Below are 18874 nucleotides of genomic sequence, written 5' to 3' on the forward strand. Positions count from 1 at the left end.
GAGTCCGCCCGCTTACTTCCGCAGTTCGAAGGTCGTCGCGCCGACCTTGATCGGAGCACCGACCTTGACCGGAATGGGCGCAGTGACGCGGGCGCCGTCGTGCCACGTGCCGTTTGTCGAGTCGAGATCCTGGATCATCCACTGGTCGCCCCACAGCACCAGCCGCGCGTGGTGGCTCGACGTGTAGTCGTCACGGATGACGAGGCCGGATTCGCTCGAGCGGCCGATGGTGAGCGGCTCGTCGCCGAGCGGCAGTTCGAGACCGGTCTTCGGTCCGCTCGTGATCACGATGCGCGACACCGCGTCGGTCGTCGCCGGCCCTCCTGCCTCAGCGACGCGAGCGGCCGCGGGCGCGGCACCGACGGGAGCGGTCACGGCAGCGCCCGTCGCCCCTGGGGCCGCGCTCGGCGCTCCCGGAGCAGCGGCCACGGGCTCCGGCATCCGTCTCACCTTCACACCGAAGAGATCGGCGCGCAGGGAGTAGACGACGGCGAAGACGAACGCCCACAGCAGCACCAGGAAGCCGATGCGCAGCAGCAGGAGGGTGAGTTCGCTCATGTCAGCGGTCCCCCCTCGCGCAGATCGAACATGCGGGTGGCCTCGTCGGCGGGCATCGGCGGCTTGGGCGGCGCGGCCTGCGCGACGACGCGGAACACGATGTCGGTGCGGCCGATGCGGATCGTGGAGTCGGGCGGCAGCGCGGCCTCGGTGATCTTGCGCCCGCCGAGCAGCGTGCCGTTGGTCGACTTCATGTCGCGGACCATCGCGCGCTCGCCGTCCCACAGGATCTCGACGTGCTTGCGGCTGGTTCCCGTGTCGGCCACGGTGATGTCGGCGTCGCTGCCACGGCCGATGACGGTGCGGGACTTCGTCAGCGGGATGCGGCGACCCTCGACGTCGACCACTCCCCGCCACGAGACACGTCCGCCCTGGGCGGTGCTGGACTCCACGCGCAGCGTGCCGGTCGACACGTCCTCGTCGCGACGCAGCGTGATCGAGACCGGACCGGCGAACGAATACCCCTGCGCCTTGGCGTGCTTGTGGACGAGGGTGTCGAGCTCGTGGACGAGCGCGTCGCCGAGGCCGGACATGCGCTCGTCGTCAGCCGGAGACAGTCGCACGGCGAACATGTTGGGCGCGAGGATGCGGTCACGACTGACCACGGCGGCCTTCTTGTCGAGCTCGCTGCGGAGTGCCGAAGCGATCTCCACGGGCTGGATGCCACTGCGGAAGGTCTTGGCGAACGCGCTGTTCACAGCGCGTTCGAGACCTTTCTCGAAGCTGTCAAGTAGTCCCACTGGGCTCCTCGGACGGGGGGTGCCGGTTGGTACATGCTAATTGCACAGTCTGCACCCGTAATGAACGCCATCCGAGAAAGCCTGCGCCCGGCCCTCGCGAAGGCGGGGACCGGGCGCGGACGGCTCAGCGGTTGAACCGGTCGGGGTGGAAGCCCAGGAACCGCGCTTCGCCCATGTCGAGCTCCTCGGCGGCGCGATTCAGCTGCGTCGCGTTCGCGCTGCGCCAGTGGCCGCTGTCGAGGCGATCAAGCAGCACCTGCGTGGCCGCGAGCGTCTCGGCATCCGTGAAGTTGCAATGGCCCGCCGAGGCGACGTACGTCTGCCGCAGCAGCGACGCGTTGCCGGCGTGCGTCACGCGCTCCTCGTACTCCTGCTGCTGCGCGACGGTCGAGATCTGGTCGCCCACGTTGTTGAGCGTCACGGTCGGCACCGAGATGTCGCCGGTGAACTCGTAGCTTGCGGCGAACCGCTCCACCGCCGCCGGGTCGGCCTCGACGCGTTCGCCGGCGTTCACGGTGGCGAGGTCGGCGTCGAGCGAGAGTCCCGCCGCCGCATAGAGCTCCGCCACGACGCGCCGTGACTCGGGTGACGCCTTCCGAAGCTGCTCGGCATAGTCGATGCCGGTGTTCCACGACGGCATGCCGCCGAACACGATCGTGCTGGTGTGCCGGCTGCTCATCGCCTGGCCGATGTAGGGCAGCGGGTCGCCCGCGAGGGCGCCGTACCACGCCGCCTGGTAGGCGTCCGGGTCGTGCGGGTCGGGGTCGGCGATCCGCTGCGACCACGCGGGCAGCTGGCCGATCGCCGCGGCGAGGGCGATGCGCGCGCGCCCTTCGGGCGTCTGCTGCGCCTGCGCGAGCGCCGTCAGCCAGGCGCTGCGGGCACCCTCGATGTCGGCCGGCACGTCCTCCACCGGCAGCTGGCCGGACGGGTCGAGCAGCTGTGCCAGCACGAACACCGTGTCGAGCTTCTGGTTCCACTGCGAGACGGTGCCCGACAGGCCGCCGCACGCCGCGAGGACGCCGTCGATGCGATCCGGATGCAGTTCACCGGTCGCCGCCGCGATCATGCCGCCCATCGAGTTGCCCATCGCGATGGCTCGATCCGGCGCGCCCACGGCGGCGGTGAAGGCGTCCAGGGCCTCGATCTGGTTGTCGACGGCGTCGCCGAGGCGCCAGCCGGTCACGTTCCGCGTCGTTCCGCCGTAGGCATAACCGCGATCGACCAGCTCCTGCTGCGCGCCCGAGGGCCGGCCGCCCGCGAAGTCCAGGTTCACGAAGACCGTGCCGTTCCAGTCGGCGGGAACGATGAAGCGGTAGGCGGTGGAGTCCGCGAGCCGGCCTTCGATCACCTGCTCCCCCTCGGCTGCGGTGGCCGGTGCACCGCTCGTCGCGAGGGCGACGGCAGCAGCGGCGGCGATGACGATCCGGGTCGTCTTGAGCGTTCTGGGCATATTGGGTGCTCCTCATCCAACGTCGTCGTTGTCGCTTCGTAGGTTGCCCGGATTGCGTCAAAATATCAACCAAATTGAGATAAATGTCTCGACAAGAGCAACCCCGCTCAGTTCGGAGCCTGGCGGGACGCGTGATATCCTCGGGAAGTTGAGTTTTGCGGGATCTCCGGATGCCGCGACTCGCGCGAGTGGCGGAATAGGCAGACGCGCTGGCTTCAGGTGCCAGTGCCCGAAAGGGCGTGGGGGTTCAACTCCCCCCTCGCGCACAGCAGGTGCATGACGAAGGCTCTCGGGGAACCGGGAGCCTTCGTCGTTGCTACGACGGGTCAGATCCCGTCCAGCGCGGGCACGAGGGTGTAGACGATCTCTTCCGTCTGCCGGCCCAGGCCCGGAGCGAAGTCGACGTTGCGCGAGACCTCCGTGAAGCCGTTGCGCTCGAGCACGGCCCGAGAGCCGGTGTTGTGCGCGGCGACCCGGGCGAAGAGCGGACGCGTGGCTTCGCGCGAGATCAGCAGCCGCAGCGCCTCGGACGCGACGCCGCGCCCCCACGCGTGCCGGGCGATCCAGAAGCTGACCTCACGGTCGCCGTCCACGGTGAACGCTGCCGCCGTCCCGGCGAAGCCGCCGTTCTCGGTCACGACGAGGCTGAGCACGTCGTCCGATGTCCGCTGCCGGGCGATCCAGGCGTCGAAGGCGGCGCGGTCGTCAGGATCCTCCGCCGTGAACGCGGCCATGGCGATCGCCTCGCGGTCGCGCATCATCTCGAAGATGGCGTCGAGATCGTCGTCGTCGAGCGGCCGCAACTCGATATGGTTCACGACCACCACGCTAGCCACGCGGGCTCTGCGCGAGAAGCGCGGATCAGCGGAACCCGTGGATGCCGCGCAGTTCCTCTTCGGCACGCGCGCCGTCGCGCTGGGAGAACGCGGCGCGGAATCGCTCGTAGGCAGCCGTGCGTCCGACCGGGCACGCGAGGAACGGCTGCCACGACGCGAGGTTGCGGCGGATCGCGATCTCGTACTCGCGGATGAACTGGATCAACGCCAGATTGCCGGTCGCCCGGGTCACCTCGCGGAAGAAGACATGGCTCGTGTGTGCCAGCTCGGCGGGTTCGTCTGCTCGCGAGGCTTCGATGAGTTCGTCGAGACGTTCGAGGGCGCTGGCCAATGTCTCGTCGGAGCACCGCGCGGTCGCCATCCGCACGGCGATGCCCATGTTGTACGCGACGAGCTCGAAGGTGTCGGCCTCGACCTTGTCGTTCGGCTGTGAGACGCGGGTGTAGCGGTTCGGCGACACCTCGACGAGTCCGACCCGCTCCAGCCGCTGCAGCGCTTCGCGTACCGGAGTCCGCGAGACTCCCAGCCAGTCGGCCAGTTCGTGATCGCGCAGCCGCTCCCCCGGGGGCAGGCGTCCGTCGAGGATGGCCTCGCCCAGGCGCGCGTACACCTCGTCGCCGAGGACGGCGCCACGCGGGACCAGCGGGGCGAGGGGCGTAGTCATGGGTGCGACCAGTGTACGCCGGAAGATTCACCTGCATAGACCCGATTTTCGCGGCCTCGAATCGCCGATTCCGCCGGAAAGAATGGCGTCCGGAGGTATCGCCCGACCCGCGATATATCGGTACGATGTGGGTGTCCGCGCTACGGCGTGGCCTATCCGGGGGGATCCGTCGACGCCCGGGCTTCGAGTTCCACTCAGCCCGGGCGTGCGATGGGCTGCCGCGCCTTTCGCGAGTGCAACATTTGTGTCACTGATCAGCAATTGGTCTCGCAGCCGAGCGTCGCGCTTCACTACGTTGGAGGCAATCGCCGCAAACGGCGGCGGGATTTCCCCGAAGAACGGCGAGTAATGAGTACGCAAGGCACCGTCAAGTGGTTCAACTCGGAGAAGGGATTCGGCTTCATCGCTCCTGACGATGGCGGCGCGGACGTGTTCGCGCACTACAGCGCCATCGAGTCGACCGGTTACCGCTCCCTCGAAGAGAACCAGCGCGTCGAATTCGACGTCGCGCAGGGTCCGAAGGGCCTCCAGGCCGAGAACATCCGCCCGCTCTGAGCTGAGCGGCCGACCGCTTCGCGCGGTCGCTTCGCCGCGGCATCCGTTCCTGCCTGTCGACAGGGCGGATGCCGCGGCTCAATCGCGTTCGCCGCGGACGAGCTCGAGGCCGGCGCCGGCGAATTGACGCAGTGTCGCGTCGGGCAGGAATGCCCGCGTCAGGGCGCCGCCGATGCGCGTGAGGTCGCTCTCGTCCCGGTAGAGCAGGTACAGCGTCTCGTACCGCGGGTGGAACTTCTGCTTGAACCGGTGCAGCGACTGGAATCCGTAGACCGGCTCGAGCGCGGTGGCCAGCTTGTCGCTCAGGGTGGCGATGAGGCCGGCATCCGGCGGGTACTCGTGCGCCAGCGGAGCGCCCGACAGCGACATGACCTGCGCGCCCTCCTCGGAGAAGAGCTTTGCGGACGAGCCGATCAGGAACTCCATGACCGGGGCGAACCCGCCCTCGCGGCGACGCATGAGGTCGAGGGTCCACCCGCGGACAGTGCCGTCGCCGCCGTAGACCGGCAGCCACGAGAGGAACCCGTCGATGTTCCCCTCGGGCGAGACCGCCAGCGCCAGACGCACCTCCGGGTCTTCCGCCTCGACCAGCGTGCCGAGGGTGAAGCCCATCTCGGGCAGCCCCTTGTCGCCCACCCACATCTCAGAGATGGCGCGCAGCTGCTGCTGCACTCCCCACGCCTCGTCGGTGAGCCGCGTCATCCGGAACGTCATCTCCTCCCGCCCGGCGCGGTTGAGCGATGAGCGAACCGAGTTCCACTGCTTGCCCGTGAACTGCAGTCCGGGCAGGTCGACGATGGTGTCATCGGCGACCACGAGGCTGCGCCACGTCGCAGGCACCGCGGCGCGGGTGGAGTCGTCGGCACTGAAGAAGCACGGCACGAGCCCCGCGTGCTCGGCCATGCGGATGAATTCGTCGACGGAAGCTGCGCGCGTGGCCGGCGGGCCCATCGGGTCCGCGAGGGCCAGGGCCACCCCCGCGCGTCGCTGGTAGGCGACGATTCCTCCGCCGGTGCGGGCGTAGCTGTTGCCATCCCACGTGGTCATCCACGACAGCGTGCCGCCGCCCTCATCGCGAAGCAGCTGCTTGACGTCCTCGACGGTCGGCGTCGGTGCCAGCCCGATGGTCGACTTGCGCCGGGCGCGGAACGCGCGCCGCACCCAGACGAGATAGATCAGCATCAGCAGCCACAGCACGCCGCTGGCCATCGCCAGCTCGGTCTCGCCGTCGATGCGCGCCTCGAGCTGCGCTTCGCTCGTGATGATGATGACGACGAGCACGAGGGCGGCCACGGCGATGTTGATCGCGGCGAGGATGACGCCGAGCACCCAAGCCCAGCGGCGGCCGCGACGCAGGCCGTTGGCGATCAACAGGATCACGATCGCATCGATCGCGAAGTCGATGAAGCCGCCCGACACCGGCTCGGTGGGTCCGAAGGGGCCGTCGGTGGGCACGAGGATCGTCACGACCTGAATGACGCCGAGCACGATCACCGACACGAACGCGATGAAGCGCTGTTCGCGCACGGTCGTGCGCTGGATGCGCAGCGAGCGGTCGACGAAGAGGATCAGCAGCACCGCCAGCAGGTGCTCGAGGTCGGCGAGCGAACCCCAGAACAACATAGCGACGAACACGAAGGCCAGCAGCACCAGCCACGCCCGCACGCGCCACGGGGCGACGAACAGCCCCACGGCGGCGGCGATGCAGGCCATCGTGCCGCCCGACGCGCCGACGTCGAGGGCGAGCGCCTCGGTCTGCGCCCACTCCCACGGCAGCTGAGACACCAGCAGCAGCACCAGCGCGGTCGCGAGGATCGCGAACAGCTGACCCACCCAGTAGTAGGCGAGCGCGACGAGCGAGCCCCGGCGGTACTCGAGGTACGCCATGCCCCAGAAGCCCGTGATCGTGAACACGTACACCCACGGCTGGTTGACGAAGAAGGTCCCGGTGATCGGTGTCCACCAGCGCCCGTCCGAGAGCGCGGGCAGCCCGTACGCCACGGTGTCGTACAGGGCCGTCTCTTCGAACGGGCGCCACAGCCCCTGCCAGACGACGCCCGCGATGAGGATGAGCACCACCATGGCGAGCGTGGCGGGGATGCGTCGCACGACGGCGACAACGGGGTTCGGCGTTCGAGGCGAGTCGTCGCTCATGCGTTCACCCTAGCGACGGGCGTGAGTCACAGCGGGGTGGCGAGGGCGCGGGCGTCCTCGGCGTCGCGCATGGCGCGGCGGGCGGCGTCGAGTGCGGCGACCGGGTCCTCGGCCTGGCGGGCCTGCGCGAGTTCGCGCTGCGCCGACAGCAGGCGGGAGCGGGCATCGGCGCCGGCGCGGGCATGGGCGACGGATGCTTCGGCCTGCGCGATCGCGCCGCGTGCGGCCGCGAGCGTCCCGGGCAGTGCCGTGCGTGCGCCGCGCAGACGCTGCTGTGCCGTGCGCGCGTCTCCGAGGGCGAGGTCCAGGCGGCTGCGCAGGCGTGCGATGGATTCGACCGCGCGGGTCGGCCGGCGCGCGGCATCCGTCTCGGTCCTCGTCAGCTCGGCCTCGATCGCGCGAAGCTCCGTGCCCAGGCGCTCGGCGTCGGCGACCTCGAGGTGCTCGCGAGTGACCGACGCCTGGCGCAACGCCGCACGGGCAGCTGCGATCTCGTCGGGCACGGCCTGTGCGGCCTGGAAGATGAGGCGGTGCGTCTCTTCGAGGATGCGCGAGTCGATCTCGGCCTGGCGCAGGGCTCGCTCAGCGGCGGCGAGGTCGGGCAGGGCGCTCAAGGACGGATCGGCGGCACGCTCCGCTGCGGAGTCGAGCAGCCGCTCGGCCTCGGCGACCTCGGCCAGCGCCGAATGGGCCGCGCGCGAGGCCTCCCGCCACTCCGTCTCGTCGAAACGCGCCGAGAGCTCGGCGACGAGCGCTGCCGGATCCCCCATCGACGCTCGCAACTGTGCGCGCCGATTCCGAGCGGCCTCGATCTGCGTCGCGGCCGACACGTTCGCGCGCACCCAGGCGCCGTGCTCGGCACGGGCCGCCGCGATACGGGCCAGCGCCTCGGTCGCCGTGCGGTCGATGCGCTGGGCGACTCGGCGGATCTCGTCGGGCAGGATGCCCGGCATGCTGATGGCCCGGTACTCCTCGAACGCGGCGTCGCGCGCGTGCTGCGCGGTCAGGCGCGCTCGCCGCAAGGACGCCGGCGCGCCGCCGCCGTACAGCGCTCCCGACAGGCCCACCTCGAGCTCGAGCTCGCCGACCGCGTCGTCCAGCCGCACGAGTGAGGCACCCGCCTTCAGCCGCAGCTGCTCGGCGGCGGCGCGGGCGCGGGGCGAACGGCGGGCGCGGCGCAGTGCCCACACGAGCACCGCTATGGCCAGGCCCGCGACGACGAGCGCGACCAGGGGTGGCACGAGCCAGCCCAGGATCGTGGCCGCGAGCTCAGGCATCCGTTCCCTCCGCCGGCCGATCGAACAGCAGCAGCGAGCGCAGCTGGGCGACATCGTCGACCACGGCCTGGGCGCCTTCGGACTCGTGCGGCCAGCTGAAGCCCCAGCGCACGAAGATCACCGGCACGCCCTGGGCAGCCCCACCTTCGACGTCGTGGTGGCGGTCCCCCACGAGCACGGGCCGGCTGGTGTCGACCCCTGCGGCCTGCAGACGCCGCAGCGACTCGGCCACGATGTCGGACTTGGCGGCGAGCGTGCGTTCGTCGGCCGTGGCGCCGACGATCGCGGTGAGAGAGGTCGACAGCTCGAAGTAGTCCATGAGGGCGGCCACCTGCACCTCGGGCTTGGAGCTCGCGGTCGCCTGCGGGATGCCGGCGGCCGCGACATCGTGGATCAGCTCACCCATGCCGGGGAACAGCTTGGCGCCGGCCTCGTATCCCTCGGACCTGTTGAGGCCGCGGTAGAACGTGACCGCCTCGGAGGCCTGCTCGGGGGTCATGCCGACGTTCACCTGGAACGACTCGTACATCGGCGGGCCGATCCAGTGCACGAGCTCGGCCCGCGTCGGCGGGCGCCTGCCGAAGTGCTCGAGCGCGATCGTCAGGCGCCGGAGGATGCCCTCCGACGCGTCGACGATGGTGCCGTCGACATCCCACAGCACACAGGTCCAGGGAGATCGGCTCGGCATGCGCTCCAGCCTATTCGGGCCGGACTTGAGGTTGAGAAACCATGCGTAGGTTCAGAAACCATGCGCCGGGCGGTTTCTCGACCGGTTCGTGGTTTCTCAACCAGAGAGTGTGCCCGTTCGCGCGGCGGCGCGCGGACGAGAGGGAGAGTCAGAACAGGCGGGGGGCGCCGGACTCGACGCCCTTCATGCCCTCGTAGTCGAGGGTGACGCACCGGATGCCGCGGTCCGAGGCGAGCACCTTGGCCTGCGGCTTGATCTCCTGGGCCGCGAACACGCCGGTGACCGGCGCGAGGTGCGGGTCGCGGCCGAGCAGTTCGAGGTAGCGGGTGAGCTGCTCGACGCCGTCGATGTCGCCGCGGCGCTTGACCTCGACGGCGATCGTGCCGCCCGCGGGGTCGCGCAGCAGCAGGTCGACGGGTCCGATCGCCGTCGGATACTCGCGGCGCACCAGCGTCAGCCCGTCGCCGATGACGTCCACCTGCTCGGCGAGCAGGCGCTGCAGGTCGGCCTCGACGCCGTCCTTCTGGAGCCCGGGATCCAGCCCGAGCTCATGCGACGAATCGTGCAGGACCTCGTAGATGCGCACGAGCAGGGCATCGCCGGACTTGGCATGCGTGACCCGCCAGTGCTCGAGCACGCCGGCGGCGGCGGACTCGGCATCCGGGATCTCGACATCCAGCCGGCACGGCGGACTCATCCAGTTGAGCGGCTTGTACGAGCCGCCGTCCGAGTGCACCAGCAGGCTGCCGTCACCCTTGTGCACCAGCAGCCTGGTCGCCAGGGGCAGGTGGGCGTTGAGCCGGCCGGTGTAGTCCACCGAGCAGCGGGCGATGACGAGACGCACCCGACGAGCCTACGACGTGCGCGGAGACCGGTGGCGCGCACGGATGCCGGAGCCGAGGGCTCCTCGCCGGATCCGCACGCCCTACCCGAGGCGGTCGATCATCTCGAACAGTCCGAGCTCCGTCGCCGCGCCTCGCGCGATGAGGAACCCGACGATGCCGATGATCCACGCGGTGTTCTCGCGGCCGGTCCGCTCCATCCACGCGGCGAGCCTGGCCAGCGGACGCTCCACGAGCGGGGCGGCGACGATGCGCAGCACGAGCAGCACGATCGCGGGCAGGATCATCACGGCGCAGTACGCCGCCAGCGCCCCGAACCGCAGCGGCATCGCGAGGGGCGCTTCGGCCAGCATTCCCATCGCCACGAGGTACGGCAGCATCGTCGCGACCTCGACGAGCCCTGCGGCGACCGCGACCGCCATGACCGCACCTCGCGAGGCCTGCGGCGAGAGCAGCCGGTCGCGCCAGCGCGTGATGCGCGACGGCGCCGGGTCAGCGGATGCAGAGGCCGCCGGAGCGGCGGGCGGCGTGATCGGGGGCGGGGCGGCGAGGGAGTTCATCGCCCACGAGGGCGATGCGCCCGGGCCCTGAGCGCCTGAGGCGTGAGAGCTCGGACCCGTGGCGGATGCCGAGGCCGCGGCATCCGCCCGCTTCTTGGATCCGGTGCCCATGAGGATCCCGGTCAGCAGCAGCGCGGCGCCCGCCACGAGACGCGTGACCTGCCCGGCCGGCGACGACAGGAAGCCCTGCGCGACATCGACGAGGTTCACCAGGCCGAGAGTGAAGAGCACCCCCACGGCGAGGTAGAACGTCGCGATGGTCACGAGGTACAGCATCACGCGACCCGCCCGCACGCGGCCGGGTGCGAGCAGCAGGAACACCGGGATCAGCAGCGTGCCGATGCTGAGGCCGTCCAGCAGCGCGAGGACGACGAGCGTGAGGGCGAGCGGGGCGTCGGCGATCAGGTCCATGACCCGAGCCTCACGCGGGCGCGGCGCACGCACATCGGCAAGAGGAGGGAGGCGTGGCCGCGCTGCCTCGTTCCTTTGGCGGATGCCGTGACCCCGGCGGCGTGGTTGCATGAAGTCGTGGAAACCAGCCCCGGCGCGTTCGCCGCCGTCCGGACGTGGGTGCGCGCGCACCGCGGTCCGGCCGACGCGCTCGCATACGCGGCGCTCTCGGTGCTCATCGCCGCCGTCGGGCTCGTAGGCCTGTGGTCGATGTTCTCGCTGCTGCCCGAGCCGGTGTCGCCGTGGTGGTCTCTGATCTTCGCGCTGCCGGCCTCGGCGCTCGCGCTGGTGCGGGCGCGGGCCCCTTTCGCCGCGCTCGCCGCGGGTGTCGTGCTTTGCGTCGCCGACGTGCTGACGGTCGGCGGCATCACCACCTTCATCGTCGTGCTCGATCTGCTGTACGCGGCGACGCGCGTGTCGTCCCCGGCGCGGAGGCGCCGCATCCTCGTCGGCGTGGGCGTCGCCACGGCGCTCGTGACGGCGTCGGCGTTCGCCGTGTCTCGCGACCTGCAGGTCACCGTCGTGGTCGCGCTGCAGATCGGTGCGCTGCTGGGCACGGCCTACTGGTACGCCACGGCGGTCGCCCAGGCGCACGAACTGGTGGAGCTGCACCGCCAGCGCGCCCTCGATGCCGAGCGCCTCGCCGAGCGCGACCGTGCCGAAGCCGTGCGGCGAGAGCGCGAAGACATGGCCCGGGAGCTGCACGACCTCGTGGCCGGACACGTCTCGGCGATGGCGATCCGCGCCGAGGCCGCGCTCTCGGCCCCGGGCGTGGCCGAAGGATCCGGCTCGGGCACCTCGTCCGACGCCGATCGCGCCGCCCTGCGCGCCGTGCGCGACTCGAGCCTCGAGGCGCACCGCGCGCTGCGATCGATGATCGCGGTCCTGCGCAGCGGTGCCGACGCGCTGTCTGCTCCGCTGCGCCGTGACGCGCTGCCGGCACTCGTCGAGGACGCTCGGCGCCATGGGCTGCACGTGACGCTGGACGATGCGATCGCCGGCGACGTGCCCGCGCTGGTGGATCAGGCGCTCGCCCGCATCGTGCAGGAGTCGCTCGCCAACTGCCTGCGGCATGCCGCCGGTGCGGACGTCGCGGTGGCGCTCGACGCGGACGAGTCCGACGTGCGCGTGCGCGTCGACTCGCGCGGCGGCGCACCGCTCGAGCGGCCCGCGCTGGTGGGCAGCGGCTGGGGCCTCGAGCTGCTCGCCGAACGGGCGCGCGCCCTGGGCGGGCGCCTGCATGCCGGGCCGGTGCCAGGTGGCTGGTCGGTGCGGGCCGAGATCCCACGGGAGGTGCCGGCATGACCGGATCGGTGCGGGTGCTCCTCGCCGATGACCACGCCGCGATCCGCGAGGGTCTGCGGATCATGCTCGAGACCCACGGCCTCGAGGTCGTCGGCGAGGCCGCCGACGGAGCGGTGGCGATCCGCAACGCCGCGGCGCTGCATCCGGATGTCGTCCTGATGGATCTGCGGATGCCGGGGGTCGACGGCATCGCCGCGACCCGCGAGATCGTCGCGAGCGGCTCGGCCGAGGTGCTCGTGCTGACGAGCTTCGACGAGGACGAGCTCGTCGACGGTGCGCTGCGGGCGGGGGCCGCCGGGTTCCTGTTGAAGACGACGGATGCCGCGACCCTCGTCGACGCCGTGCGACGCGTCGCCGCTGGTGAGGGCGTGCTCGATCCCGGTGTGACCCGGCGCGCGCTCGCACTCATCGCGAGAGACGCCCGGCCCGCGCCCGGCCCGGCGACGCGCGGCCTGGATCAACTGACCGAGCGCGAGCGCGAGGTGCTCGAGGGCATGAGGGCGGGTCGCTCCAACGGCGAGCTCGCCGCCGACCTCGGCATCTCGGTCGCCACGGTCAAGACGCACGTGTCGAGCGTGCTCGCCAAGCTCGGCGCCCGCAGCCGGTCCCACGCCGTCGCGCTCGCCGCGGGCGACGCCTGACTTCGCCCGCACGGTGAGCCCGGCCGTACGCTGAGGGCATGCGTGAGTTCGCCCGGGGCGTGGGTCTGCTGGCTCGCGGGTTCGGCTACTGGCGGCAGCGGCCGGGCGTCATGGCTCTGGGAATGCTTCCCGCCGCGATCGTCGCCGCGCTGCTGTTGTCGGGGCTGATCGCCCTGGGGATCTTCCTGCCCGGAATCACCGAGGCGGCCACGCCCTTCGCCGACTCGTGGCCGGGGCTGTGGGCCACCGTCATCCGCATCGCCGTCGGAACGGCCCTGTTCGGCTCGGCGCTGGTCCTCGTCGCGATCTCGTTCACGGCGCTCACCCTCCTCATCGGCGAGCCGTTCTACGAGCGCATCTGGAAGGCCGTCGAGGCCGACCTCGGCGGGGCCGATCTCGACGCGGACTACGGCTTCTGGCGCTCCGTCGGCGACACCATCTCACTCATCGGTCGCGGTGTCGCCGTCGCACTGCTCGCGGCGCTCCTCGGCCTCATCCCCGTCGTCGGCGGTGTGCTCGGCGCGGTGTGCGGCGTGCTGTTCACCGGCTGGCTGATCGCGGACGAGCTCACCGCACGGGCGCTCACCGCGCGAGGCATGACGCGCGCCACGCGGCGGGCGCTGATGCGCCGGCATCGGGGACGGATGCTGGGGTTCGGCGTCGCGACGCAGCTCTGCTTCCTCGTGCCGCTGGGTGCTGTGGTCACGATGCCCGCCGCCGTGGCCGGAGCCACACTGCTGTCCCGTTCCGCCCTGGAACCCTCCCCGCCGATCGAGTAGGCGCAAGCAACGAGCGCGGTGGCGAGATCGCGCGGGATCAGTGCTGGCTGTGCCCAGCCCCCACCGTCGAGCCGGCGATCGGCTTGGCCGCCGGAGAGGCGAGACCGGATGCCACGGCCAGCGCGACCAGGATGTACAGCGTGTTCAGCAGCCCGATCTGCTCGCTGATGAACCCGAGGACAGGCGGGCCGCACAGGAACGAGATGTACCCGATGGTCGCGGCCGCGCTGACGCGCGCGGCGGCCTTTGCCGGGTCGTCGGCGGCGGCCGACATGCCGAGCGGGAACCCGAGCGACACGCCCGCGCCCCACAGCGCCGCGCCGACGAACACGAGAGGGATGCTCGGCGCGAGGATGAACAGGAGCAGCCCGCCCGCGGCGAGCACCGACAGCACGCGCAGCGTATTGACGCGACCGAAGCGGTCGACGAGCGGCCCTCCGAAGACCCGCACCACCGTCATCGAGACCGAGAAGACCGTGAGCCCGAGCGCACCGATGGCAGGCGTCGCGCCGTGCCCCTCGACCATGCCCAGCGCCAGCCAGTCGTTCGCACCGCCCTCGGCGAAGGCCATGCCGAGCATGATGATGCCCAGCGCATACGTGCGCGGTTCACGCCAGGCAGACAGCGAGGTGTGAAGACGCTCTCGCCAGTGCGGCTTGTCGGCCGCAGCATCCGTGTCTCCGGTGATCTCGCGCGCGGGCACGTTGGCGTACGTCGCGAACGCGATCCCGACGATGACGACGGCCATCACGGCGGTGTGCACCAGCACGTTGATGTGCCAGCCGGCGGCTGCGGCCCCGATGCCGGCGCCGATCACCGTGCCGAAGCTGAAGAACCCGTGGAACAGCGGCAGGATCGTCTTGCTCGACTGCTTCTCGATCGCCGCGCCTTCGACGTTCATCATGACGTCGACCGCACCGTTGCCGAGTCCGAACAGCACGAGTCCGGCGATCACCACGACGAAAGAGTGCAGCACGTCGGTGCCGACGCCGATGAGGGCGACGCCGGCCGCGAAGACCAGCATGGCCACGAGCATCCCTCTTCGCGCACCGAAGCGGGCGAGCACGATATTCGACAGCGACAGACCGACGATCGAGGCGATTCCGGCGCCGAGCAGCATGAGCCCGATCTGGATGTTGTCGACGTCGAGCGTGATCTTGATGGCGGGAACCCGCGAGGCCCACGTGGCGATGCTCAGGCCGCTCGCCAGGAAGATGGCGAAGACGGCGGTGCGCCAGCGGACGTACTGCGAGCGGGTCAGGACGAGTTCCATCCGGACAGCGTACCGAATCGATTCGACACCGGGCGTCCTGCACGGGTTACGATCGATTCGTCATGAGCACGCGCCGCGCCACGATCTCGGATGTCGCCCGCGAGGCAGGGGTCTCGCCGTCGACGGCCTCCGTGGTGTTCAGCGGCAAGACGCCCGTGTCGGATGCGACCCGTCGCCGTGTGCTCGACGCGGCCGCCGCGCTCGGCTACACCGGACCCGACCCGCGCGCGGCCTCGCTGCGTCGCGGACGCTCGGGCATCGTCGGCGTCGTGTTCGAGGAGCACCTGCGCACGGCGTTCCTCGATCCGGTCAAGACCCTCATGATGGACGGCCTCGCCGACGCGGTCGCCCCTCTCGGCGCGGGCCTGCTGCTGCTGCGCGACCAGGAGCCGACCGGCTCGGGGCCCTCCCTGACCACCGCACCTCTCGACGCCGCCGTGCTCATCGGCTGCAGCGGCCTGCTGCGCGAATCCCTCGACGCGGTGCGGGCACGCGGCATCCCGGTCGTCGTCATCGAAGGGGATGCCGGCGACGACGTCCCGCGGATCGGGCTCGACAACCGCGAGGCCCAGCGGCAGGCGGCCAGCCACCTGCGCACGCTCGGCCATCGCGACGTCGCCATCGTCGCGCTCCCCGCCCGGGCGGGGTGGGAACGGGGCTGGCTCGGCGACGGCACGGCCATCACGGTCGACGTCACGCGAGAGCGCCTCGCGGGGGCTCTGGACGTGTTCCCGGATGCCCCTGCCTACGCCGCGGCGGGGAGCTTCATCGACGAGGGCCTCTTGGCCGGGCGTGAGCTCTTCGCCGACCCGGCGCGTCGGCCGACGGCCGTGATCGCTCAGTCCGATCTGCTGGCTGCGGGCGTGATCCGCGCCGCCGAGGAGGCCGGACTCCGCGTGCCCGAAGACGTCAGCGTCACCGGGTTCGACGGGATCGTCGTCGACGGTCTGGCTCCGTACGAGCTGACCACGCTGGTGCAGCCGGCCACCGAGAAGGGTCGCGCCGCGGGTGCCGCAGTCGCCGCCATGATCGACGGTGGTGTCGCCGCGTCGATCAGCTTCACGTGCAGCTTCCACGAGGGCAACACCACAGGCCCCGCCCGGCCCCGCTGAGCGGGATGCGCGAGATCTACTCCGGCGGCACGATCGCCGTGACGAGGTCCTCGACCAGTGCGTCGATGCTCTTCGCGTCGCCGGGCAGCAGCCCCGGCAGGGTGAGGTACTCGAGGATCAGGCCGCTCATACCGAGATACAGCAGCAGCGCGGTGCGCCGATCCCCCGGGAACCCGCCTTCGACGTGTCCGGCAGAGATGGCCTCGAGGTTCGCGGCGTATCGGTCCGCGATGGCGTCGGCGAGCTCGGGGCGCCGCACCGCCTCGAGCCGGAGCTCGTAGAGCGCCAGGAAGCCGGCACGGTCGTCGCGCGCGCGTCCGAGCAGCTCCTTCATGAGCTGCACTTCCCGGGCTCGGGTCGGAGCCTCGGTCTCGGGGGCGGGATCGGGAGTCAGGCGCTCGAAGACGTAGCGCCCGAGCTCGCGCAGCAGCTCTTCGCGAGTGGCGAAGTAGTTCGAGGTCGTCCCCTGCGGGACGCCGGCAGCGTCGTCGACGGCGCGGAAGGTCAGGCCTCGGGCGCCCTGCCCCGCGAGGACGTCGATGCCTGCGTCGAGCAGTCGGCGGCGGCGTTGCGGATTGGCGACCATTCCCCCAGTGTCGCACACAACCACTGCACTTGCAGTACTCCACATGTAGTGGTTACTCTCTCGGAGTGCGACCGACCGGGTCGCCAGGAAGGAGCCACCATGCGTGAACTGACGTACTACATCGGCATGACCCTCGACGGATTCATCGCGGGGCCGCACGACGAGGTCGACTTCTACCCGCTCGCGGATGACCACAGCGCCCATATGAACGACGCGTATCCCGAGGTGCTGCCGACGCACGTGCGCCGGGCGATCGGCCTCGACGACGTGCCGAACCGCGGGTTCGACACGGTCGTCATGGGCCGTCGGACGTACGACCCCGCACTCGAGGCCGGCATCACGAGCCCCTATGCGCACCTGCGACAGATCGTGATCAGCCGATCCATGGACGTCTCGCCCGACCCGGCGGTGGAACTCGTGCGCCAAGACCCGCGCGGCCGGATCCGCGAGCTGAAGGCCGAGGACGGACTGGGGATCTATCTCGCCGGCGGGGGACGGCTGGCAGGCGAGCTCCTGCCCGACATCGACCGCCTCATCGTGAAGAAGTACCCGGTCGTCGCGGGCAGCGGGCTGCCCGCGTTCGCCGCGGACTTCGCCCCGGTGCAGTTCGCTCTCGAAGAAGCGCTGACCTTCAGCAACGGGTGTGCGGTGCTGCGGTACCACCGCCGATAGGGCCCGTGCCCCTGGGTCAGGAACGCTGCGGGCCCAGGGGCAGGCCGGCGTCGCCGAAGTCGGCGATCGTGTACCGGCCGCACGAGACGTGCCGGGCCTCCTCGACGGACGTGCCACCGGGCAGGTCGAACGCGGGCGACTGATCGTCCAGCACGAGGAACGCCACCTCCCCGATCGAGAAGTCGTCGCGGTTGACCAGCCATGCATAGCCGCGCAGCTGGTGGTCGACCTGAACGAGCGCGCGCTGGTCGGCGAGGTGCGCCTTGGGCAGCCGCACCGTCCAGAACTGGCCGGCGCCCGTGCGTCCGGACTGCTCGACCCACGCGACCACGCACTCGAGGTCGGCGTCGGGCGCGCTCGCCGCAGCCGCGATCCGGGGAACGCCCACCGCACCGGCGACGATCACCAGCACGACGGCACCCGCGCCGGCGAGGCCGAGCGCGAGGGAAGGGCGACGGCTCGGGATCGGGTTCGCAGCCGCTCTCGCGCGGACCGGCAGCAACTCCGGCAGCACCACCACGAGTCCGAGCAGCGGCGCGAAGGCCGCGGGCTGCAGGTATCGCGCGGCGTTCGTGCCGAGCACGATCGCGCCGACCACGACGAGCAGCGGCATCACCCACCCGCAGGCCGCCACGACCGCGGCGCCCGTGTCACCTCGGCGGGCGAGCACCACCGTCGCGGCGAGGCACCAGGCCCACAGCGCGAGGAGGACGACGACGGATGCCGCTCCCCACGGGGCGCTCCACCGCTCGGCGAGCAGGGCGGCGTAGTAGCCGAGCGACTCGGCCCACCGCGACGGATCGGCGTAGCCCGCTCCGGTGTTCGCGATGACCGGGGCCAGCGGCATCCGTCCCACGAAGCCGACGGCCGTGCCTGCGATGAGCGCGCCGGCCAGCCACAGCGCCGTCCGGCTGCGCGTGAGCGCCCACGCCACCGCGAGCACGAGGCCGAGGGGGACGGTCGCCCACGCAGCGAACAGCGGATTCGTGACGACGGATGCCGCTGCCACAACGCCGAGCACGGCCACAGGCGCCCAGGGCCCCGTGCCGGGGCCGTCGGGATGCCTGTCCAGCGCTCTGCGCGCCATACCGACGGCCAGGACGACACCGATCACCGTGGCGCTGTAGTACGTCGTGAGCGTCAGCAGGGATGCGAGCTCCAGCGCATTGCGCGACGGTGACGTGTCGCTGATCGCGAGCAGCCCGAACGCCGCGAAGGCCAGGAGCGCGCCGGCGACGGGGGCACGCACACGCCGCGCAGCGCCCGCCGCGACGCGGAGGGCGCCGTAGAAGGCGACGAGATTGACGACGCCGGCGAGGGCGAGCGTGCCGTTGACGCCCAGGCCCAGGAGCGTCAGCAGCCCGAGCATCGCAGTCTCCGGCAGGAAGAGGACCGTCGACATGGCCCAGTCCTGCGCCTGCCCGGTGGCGATCGATCGCACGACCAGCGTCGTCACGAGCGAGTCGCCGTCGCGGAACATCAACTCCGAGCGAGCGGATGCCGCCACTGCTGCAACGACTCCGATCGAGATCGCGACCGCCGCGGCCAGGGCCGCCGATTCGCGCGCCCATCGGGGCATCGCGTCGTCTTCCCGGTCCCGAGCCCGTCGAACGCCCACCGCCTCACTCTGCCACGCCGCCGGGGGCAGGGGCATGCGCGGGTAGACTGGGTTCGACACCCCGATCGCCCGAGCCGCGCGCGTGAAGCCCCCGGCCGACGACCACGAGGA

General features: G+C 71.2%; 19 protein-coding genes and 1 tRNA gene. 7 read left to right on the top strand and 13 right to left on the bottom strand.

Features of this window, described 5'->3' with window-relative positions; translation table 11 throughout:
- Window positions 1-12: 12 nt before the first annotated feature.
- The 3 genes from ACLKM7_RS06560 to ACLKM7_RS06570 form a co-directional block, all read right to left on the bottom strand.
- Window positions 13-558: an FHA domain-containing protein FhaB/FipA gene (locus tag ACLKM7_RS06560; protein WP_436446343.1), complete on the bottom strand. Its 546-nt coding sequence runs from the start codon at window positions 556-558 to the stop codon at window positions 13-15.
- Window positions 555-1298 (bottom strand): FhaA domain-containing protein, encoded by a 744-nt coding sequence (locus ACLKM7_RS06565; protein ID WP_436446344.1) that lies wholly within the window; start codon window positions 1296-1298, stop codon window positions 555-557. Before ACLKM7_RS06565 ends, ACLKM7_RS06560 begins: the two co-directional genes overlap by 4 nt.
- A gap of 124 nt (window positions 1299-1422) precedes the next feature.
- Window positions 1423-2751, bottom strand: coding sequence for an alpha/beta fold hydrolase (locus tag ACLKM7_RS06570; RefSeq protein WP_436446345.1), 1329 nt, complete (start codon window positions 2749-2751; stop codon window positions 1423-1425).
- Window positions 2752-2933: 182 nt separating this feature from the next.
- On the opposite strand from ACLKM7_RS06570, the gene ACLKM7_RS06575 reads away from it, so the two are divergent.
- Window positions 2934-3017, top strand: a tRNA-Leu gene (locus tag ACLKM7_RS06575).
- A 60-nt stretch (window positions 3018-3077) separates the two neighbouring features.
- Here the strand turns inward: ACLKM7_RS06575 and ACLKM7_RS06580 are convergent.
- Together ACLKM7_RS06580 and ACLKM7_RS06585 are read right to left on the bottom strand one after the other, a co-directional pair.
- Complete coding sequence (locus ACLKM7_RS06580) at window positions 3078-3569, bottom strand: GNAT family N-acetyltransferase (protein WP_436446346.1); 492 nt, start codon at window positions 3567-3569, stop codon at window positions 3078-3080.
- 43 nt (window positions 3570-3612) lie between these two features.
- Complete coding sequence (locus tag ACLKM7_RS06585; protein WP_436446347.1) at window positions 3613-4251, bottom strand: GntR family transcriptional regulator; 639 nt, start codon at window positions 4249-4251, stop codon at window positions 3613-3615.
- Between the two features lie 348 nt (window positions 4252-4599).
- Here ACLKM7_RS06585 and ACLKM7_RS06590 point away from each other — a divergent pair, with 348 nt between their 5' ends.
- Window positions 4600-4806, top strand: coding sequence for a cold-shock protein (locus ACLKM7_RS06590; RefSeq protein ID WP_168913342.1), 207 nt, complete (start codon window positions 4600-4602; stop codon window positions 4804-4806).
- Between the two features lie 78 nt (window positions 4807-4884).
- Here ACLKM7_RS06590 and ACLKM7_RS06595 read toward each other — a convergent pair whose 3' ends face one another.
- The 5 genes from ACLKM7_RS06595 to ACLKM7_RS06615 all read right to left on the bottom strand — a co-directional run bounded on the left by ACLKM7_RS06595 (window position 4885) and on the right by ACLKM7_RS06615 (window position 10738).
- A complete protein-coding gene (locus ACLKM7_RS06595) occupies window positions 4885-6960 on the bottom strand; it encodes a bifunctional lysylphosphatidylglycerol flippase/synthetase MprF (RefSeq protein ID WP_436446348.1) in 2076 nt (691 codons plus the stop codon).
- Between the two features lie 26 nt (window positions 6961-6986).
- Window positions 6987-8237 (bottom strand): hypothetical protein, encoded by a 1251-nt coding sequence (locus tag ACLKM7_RS06600; protein WP_436446349.1) that lies wholly within the window; start codon window positions 8235-8237, stop codon window positions 6987-6989.
- A complete protein-coding gene (locus ACLKM7_RS06605; protein WP_436446350.1) occupies window positions 8230-8925 on the bottom strand; it encodes an HAD hydrolase-like protein in 696 nt (231 codons plus the stop codon). The genes ACLKM7_RS06600 and ACLKM7_RS06605 overlap by 8 nt, the downstream gene beginning before the upstream one ends.
- Window positions 8926-9073: 148 nt before the next feature.
- Window positions 9074-9769, bottom strand: a complete 696-nt coding sequence (gene nucS / locus ACLKM7_RS06610; RefSeq protein ID WP_168913346.1) for an endonuclease NucS — start codon at window positions 9767-9769, stop codon at window positions 9074-9076.
- 81 nt (window positions 9770-9850) lie between these two features.
- Window positions 9851-10738, bottom strand: a complete 888-nt coding sequence (locus ACLKM7_RS06615) for a GAP family protein (protein WP_436446351.1) — start codon at window positions 10736-10738, stop codon at window positions 9851-9853.
- A gap of 117 nt (window positions 10739-10855) precedes the next feature.
- Between ACLKM7_RS06615 and ACLKM7_RS06620 the strand changes: the two genes are divergently transcribed.
- The 3 genes from ACLKM7_RS06620 to ACLKM7_RS06630 are packed head-to-tail and all read left to right on the top strand — an operon-like array spanning window position 10856 to window position 13502.
- A complete protein-coding gene (locus ACLKM7_RS06620) occupies window positions 10856-12082 on the top strand; it encodes a sensor histidine kinase (RefSeq protein WP_436446352.1) in 1227 nt (408 codons plus the stop codon).
- On the top strand, window positions 12079-12723 hold the full coding sequence (locus tag ACLKM7_RS06625) for a response regulator (protein WP_436446353.1): 645 nt from the start codon (window positions 12079-12081) through the stop codon (window positions 12721-12723). Before ACLKM7_RS06620 ends, ACLKM7_RS06625 begins: the two co-directional genes overlap by 4 nt.
- Window positions 12724-12761: 38 nt before the next feature.
- A complete protein-coding gene (locus ACLKM7_RS06630; protein WP_436446354.1) occupies window positions 12762-13502 on the top strand; it encodes an EI24 domain-containing protein in 741 nt (246 codons plus the stop codon).
- A gap of 37 nt (window positions 13503-13539) precedes the next feature.
- On the opposite strand, the gene ACLKM7_RS06635 is transcribed toward ACLKM7_RS06630, so the two are convergent.
- On the bottom strand, window positions 13540-14775 hold the full coding sequence (locus ACLKM7_RS06635) for an MFS transporter (RefSeq protein ID WP_436446355.1): 1236 nt from the start codon (window positions 14773-14775) through the stop codon (window positions 13540-13542).
- Window positions 14776-14837: 62 nt separating this feature from the next.
- Between ACLKM7_RS06635 and ACLKM7_RS06640 the strand changes: the two genes are divergently transcribed.
- Window positions 14838-15887, top strand: coding sequence for a LacI family DNA-binding transcriptional regulator (locus ACLKM7_RS06640; RefSeq protein WP_436446356.1), 1050 nt, complete (start codon window positions 14838-14840; stop codon window positions 15885-15887).
- Between the two features lie 16 nt (window positions 15888-15903).
- Here ACLKM7_RS06640 and ACLKM7_RS06645 read toward each other — a convergent pair whose 3' ends face one another.
- Window positions 15904-16473, bottom strand: coding sequence for a TetR/AcrR family transcriptional regulator (locus ACLKM7_RS06645; RefSeq protein WP_436446357.1), 570 nt, complete (start codon window positions 16471-16473; stop codon window positions 15904-15906).
- A 99-nt stretch (window positions 16474-16572) separates the two neighbouring features.
- Here ACLKM7_RS06645 and ACLKM7_RS06650 point away from each other — a divergent pair, with 99 nt between their 5' ends.
- Window positions 16573-17145, top strand: coding sequence for a dihydrofolate reductase family protein (locus ACLKM7_RS06650; protein ID WP_436446358.1), 573 nt, complete (start codon window positions 16573-16575; stop codon window positions 17143-17145).
- A 16-nt stretch (window positions 17146-17161) separates the two neighbouring features.
- On the opposite strand, the gene ACLKM7_RS06655 is transcribed toward ACLKM7_RS06650, so the two are convergent.
- The gene (locus tag ACLKM7_RS06655) at window positions 17162-18724 is read right to left on the bottom strand and encodes a hypothetical protein (protein ID WP_436446359.1); all 1563 of its coding nucleotides are present in this window, start codon (window positions 18722-18724) and stop codon (window positions 17162-17164) included.
- Window positions 18725-18874 lie beyond the last annotated feature (150 nt).

This window comes from Microbacterium sp. I2, from assembly GCF_051364985.1.
In the GTDB taxonomy this organism is placed as follows: Bacteria; Actinomycetota; Actinomycetes; order Actinomycetales; family Microbacteriaceae; genus Microbacterium.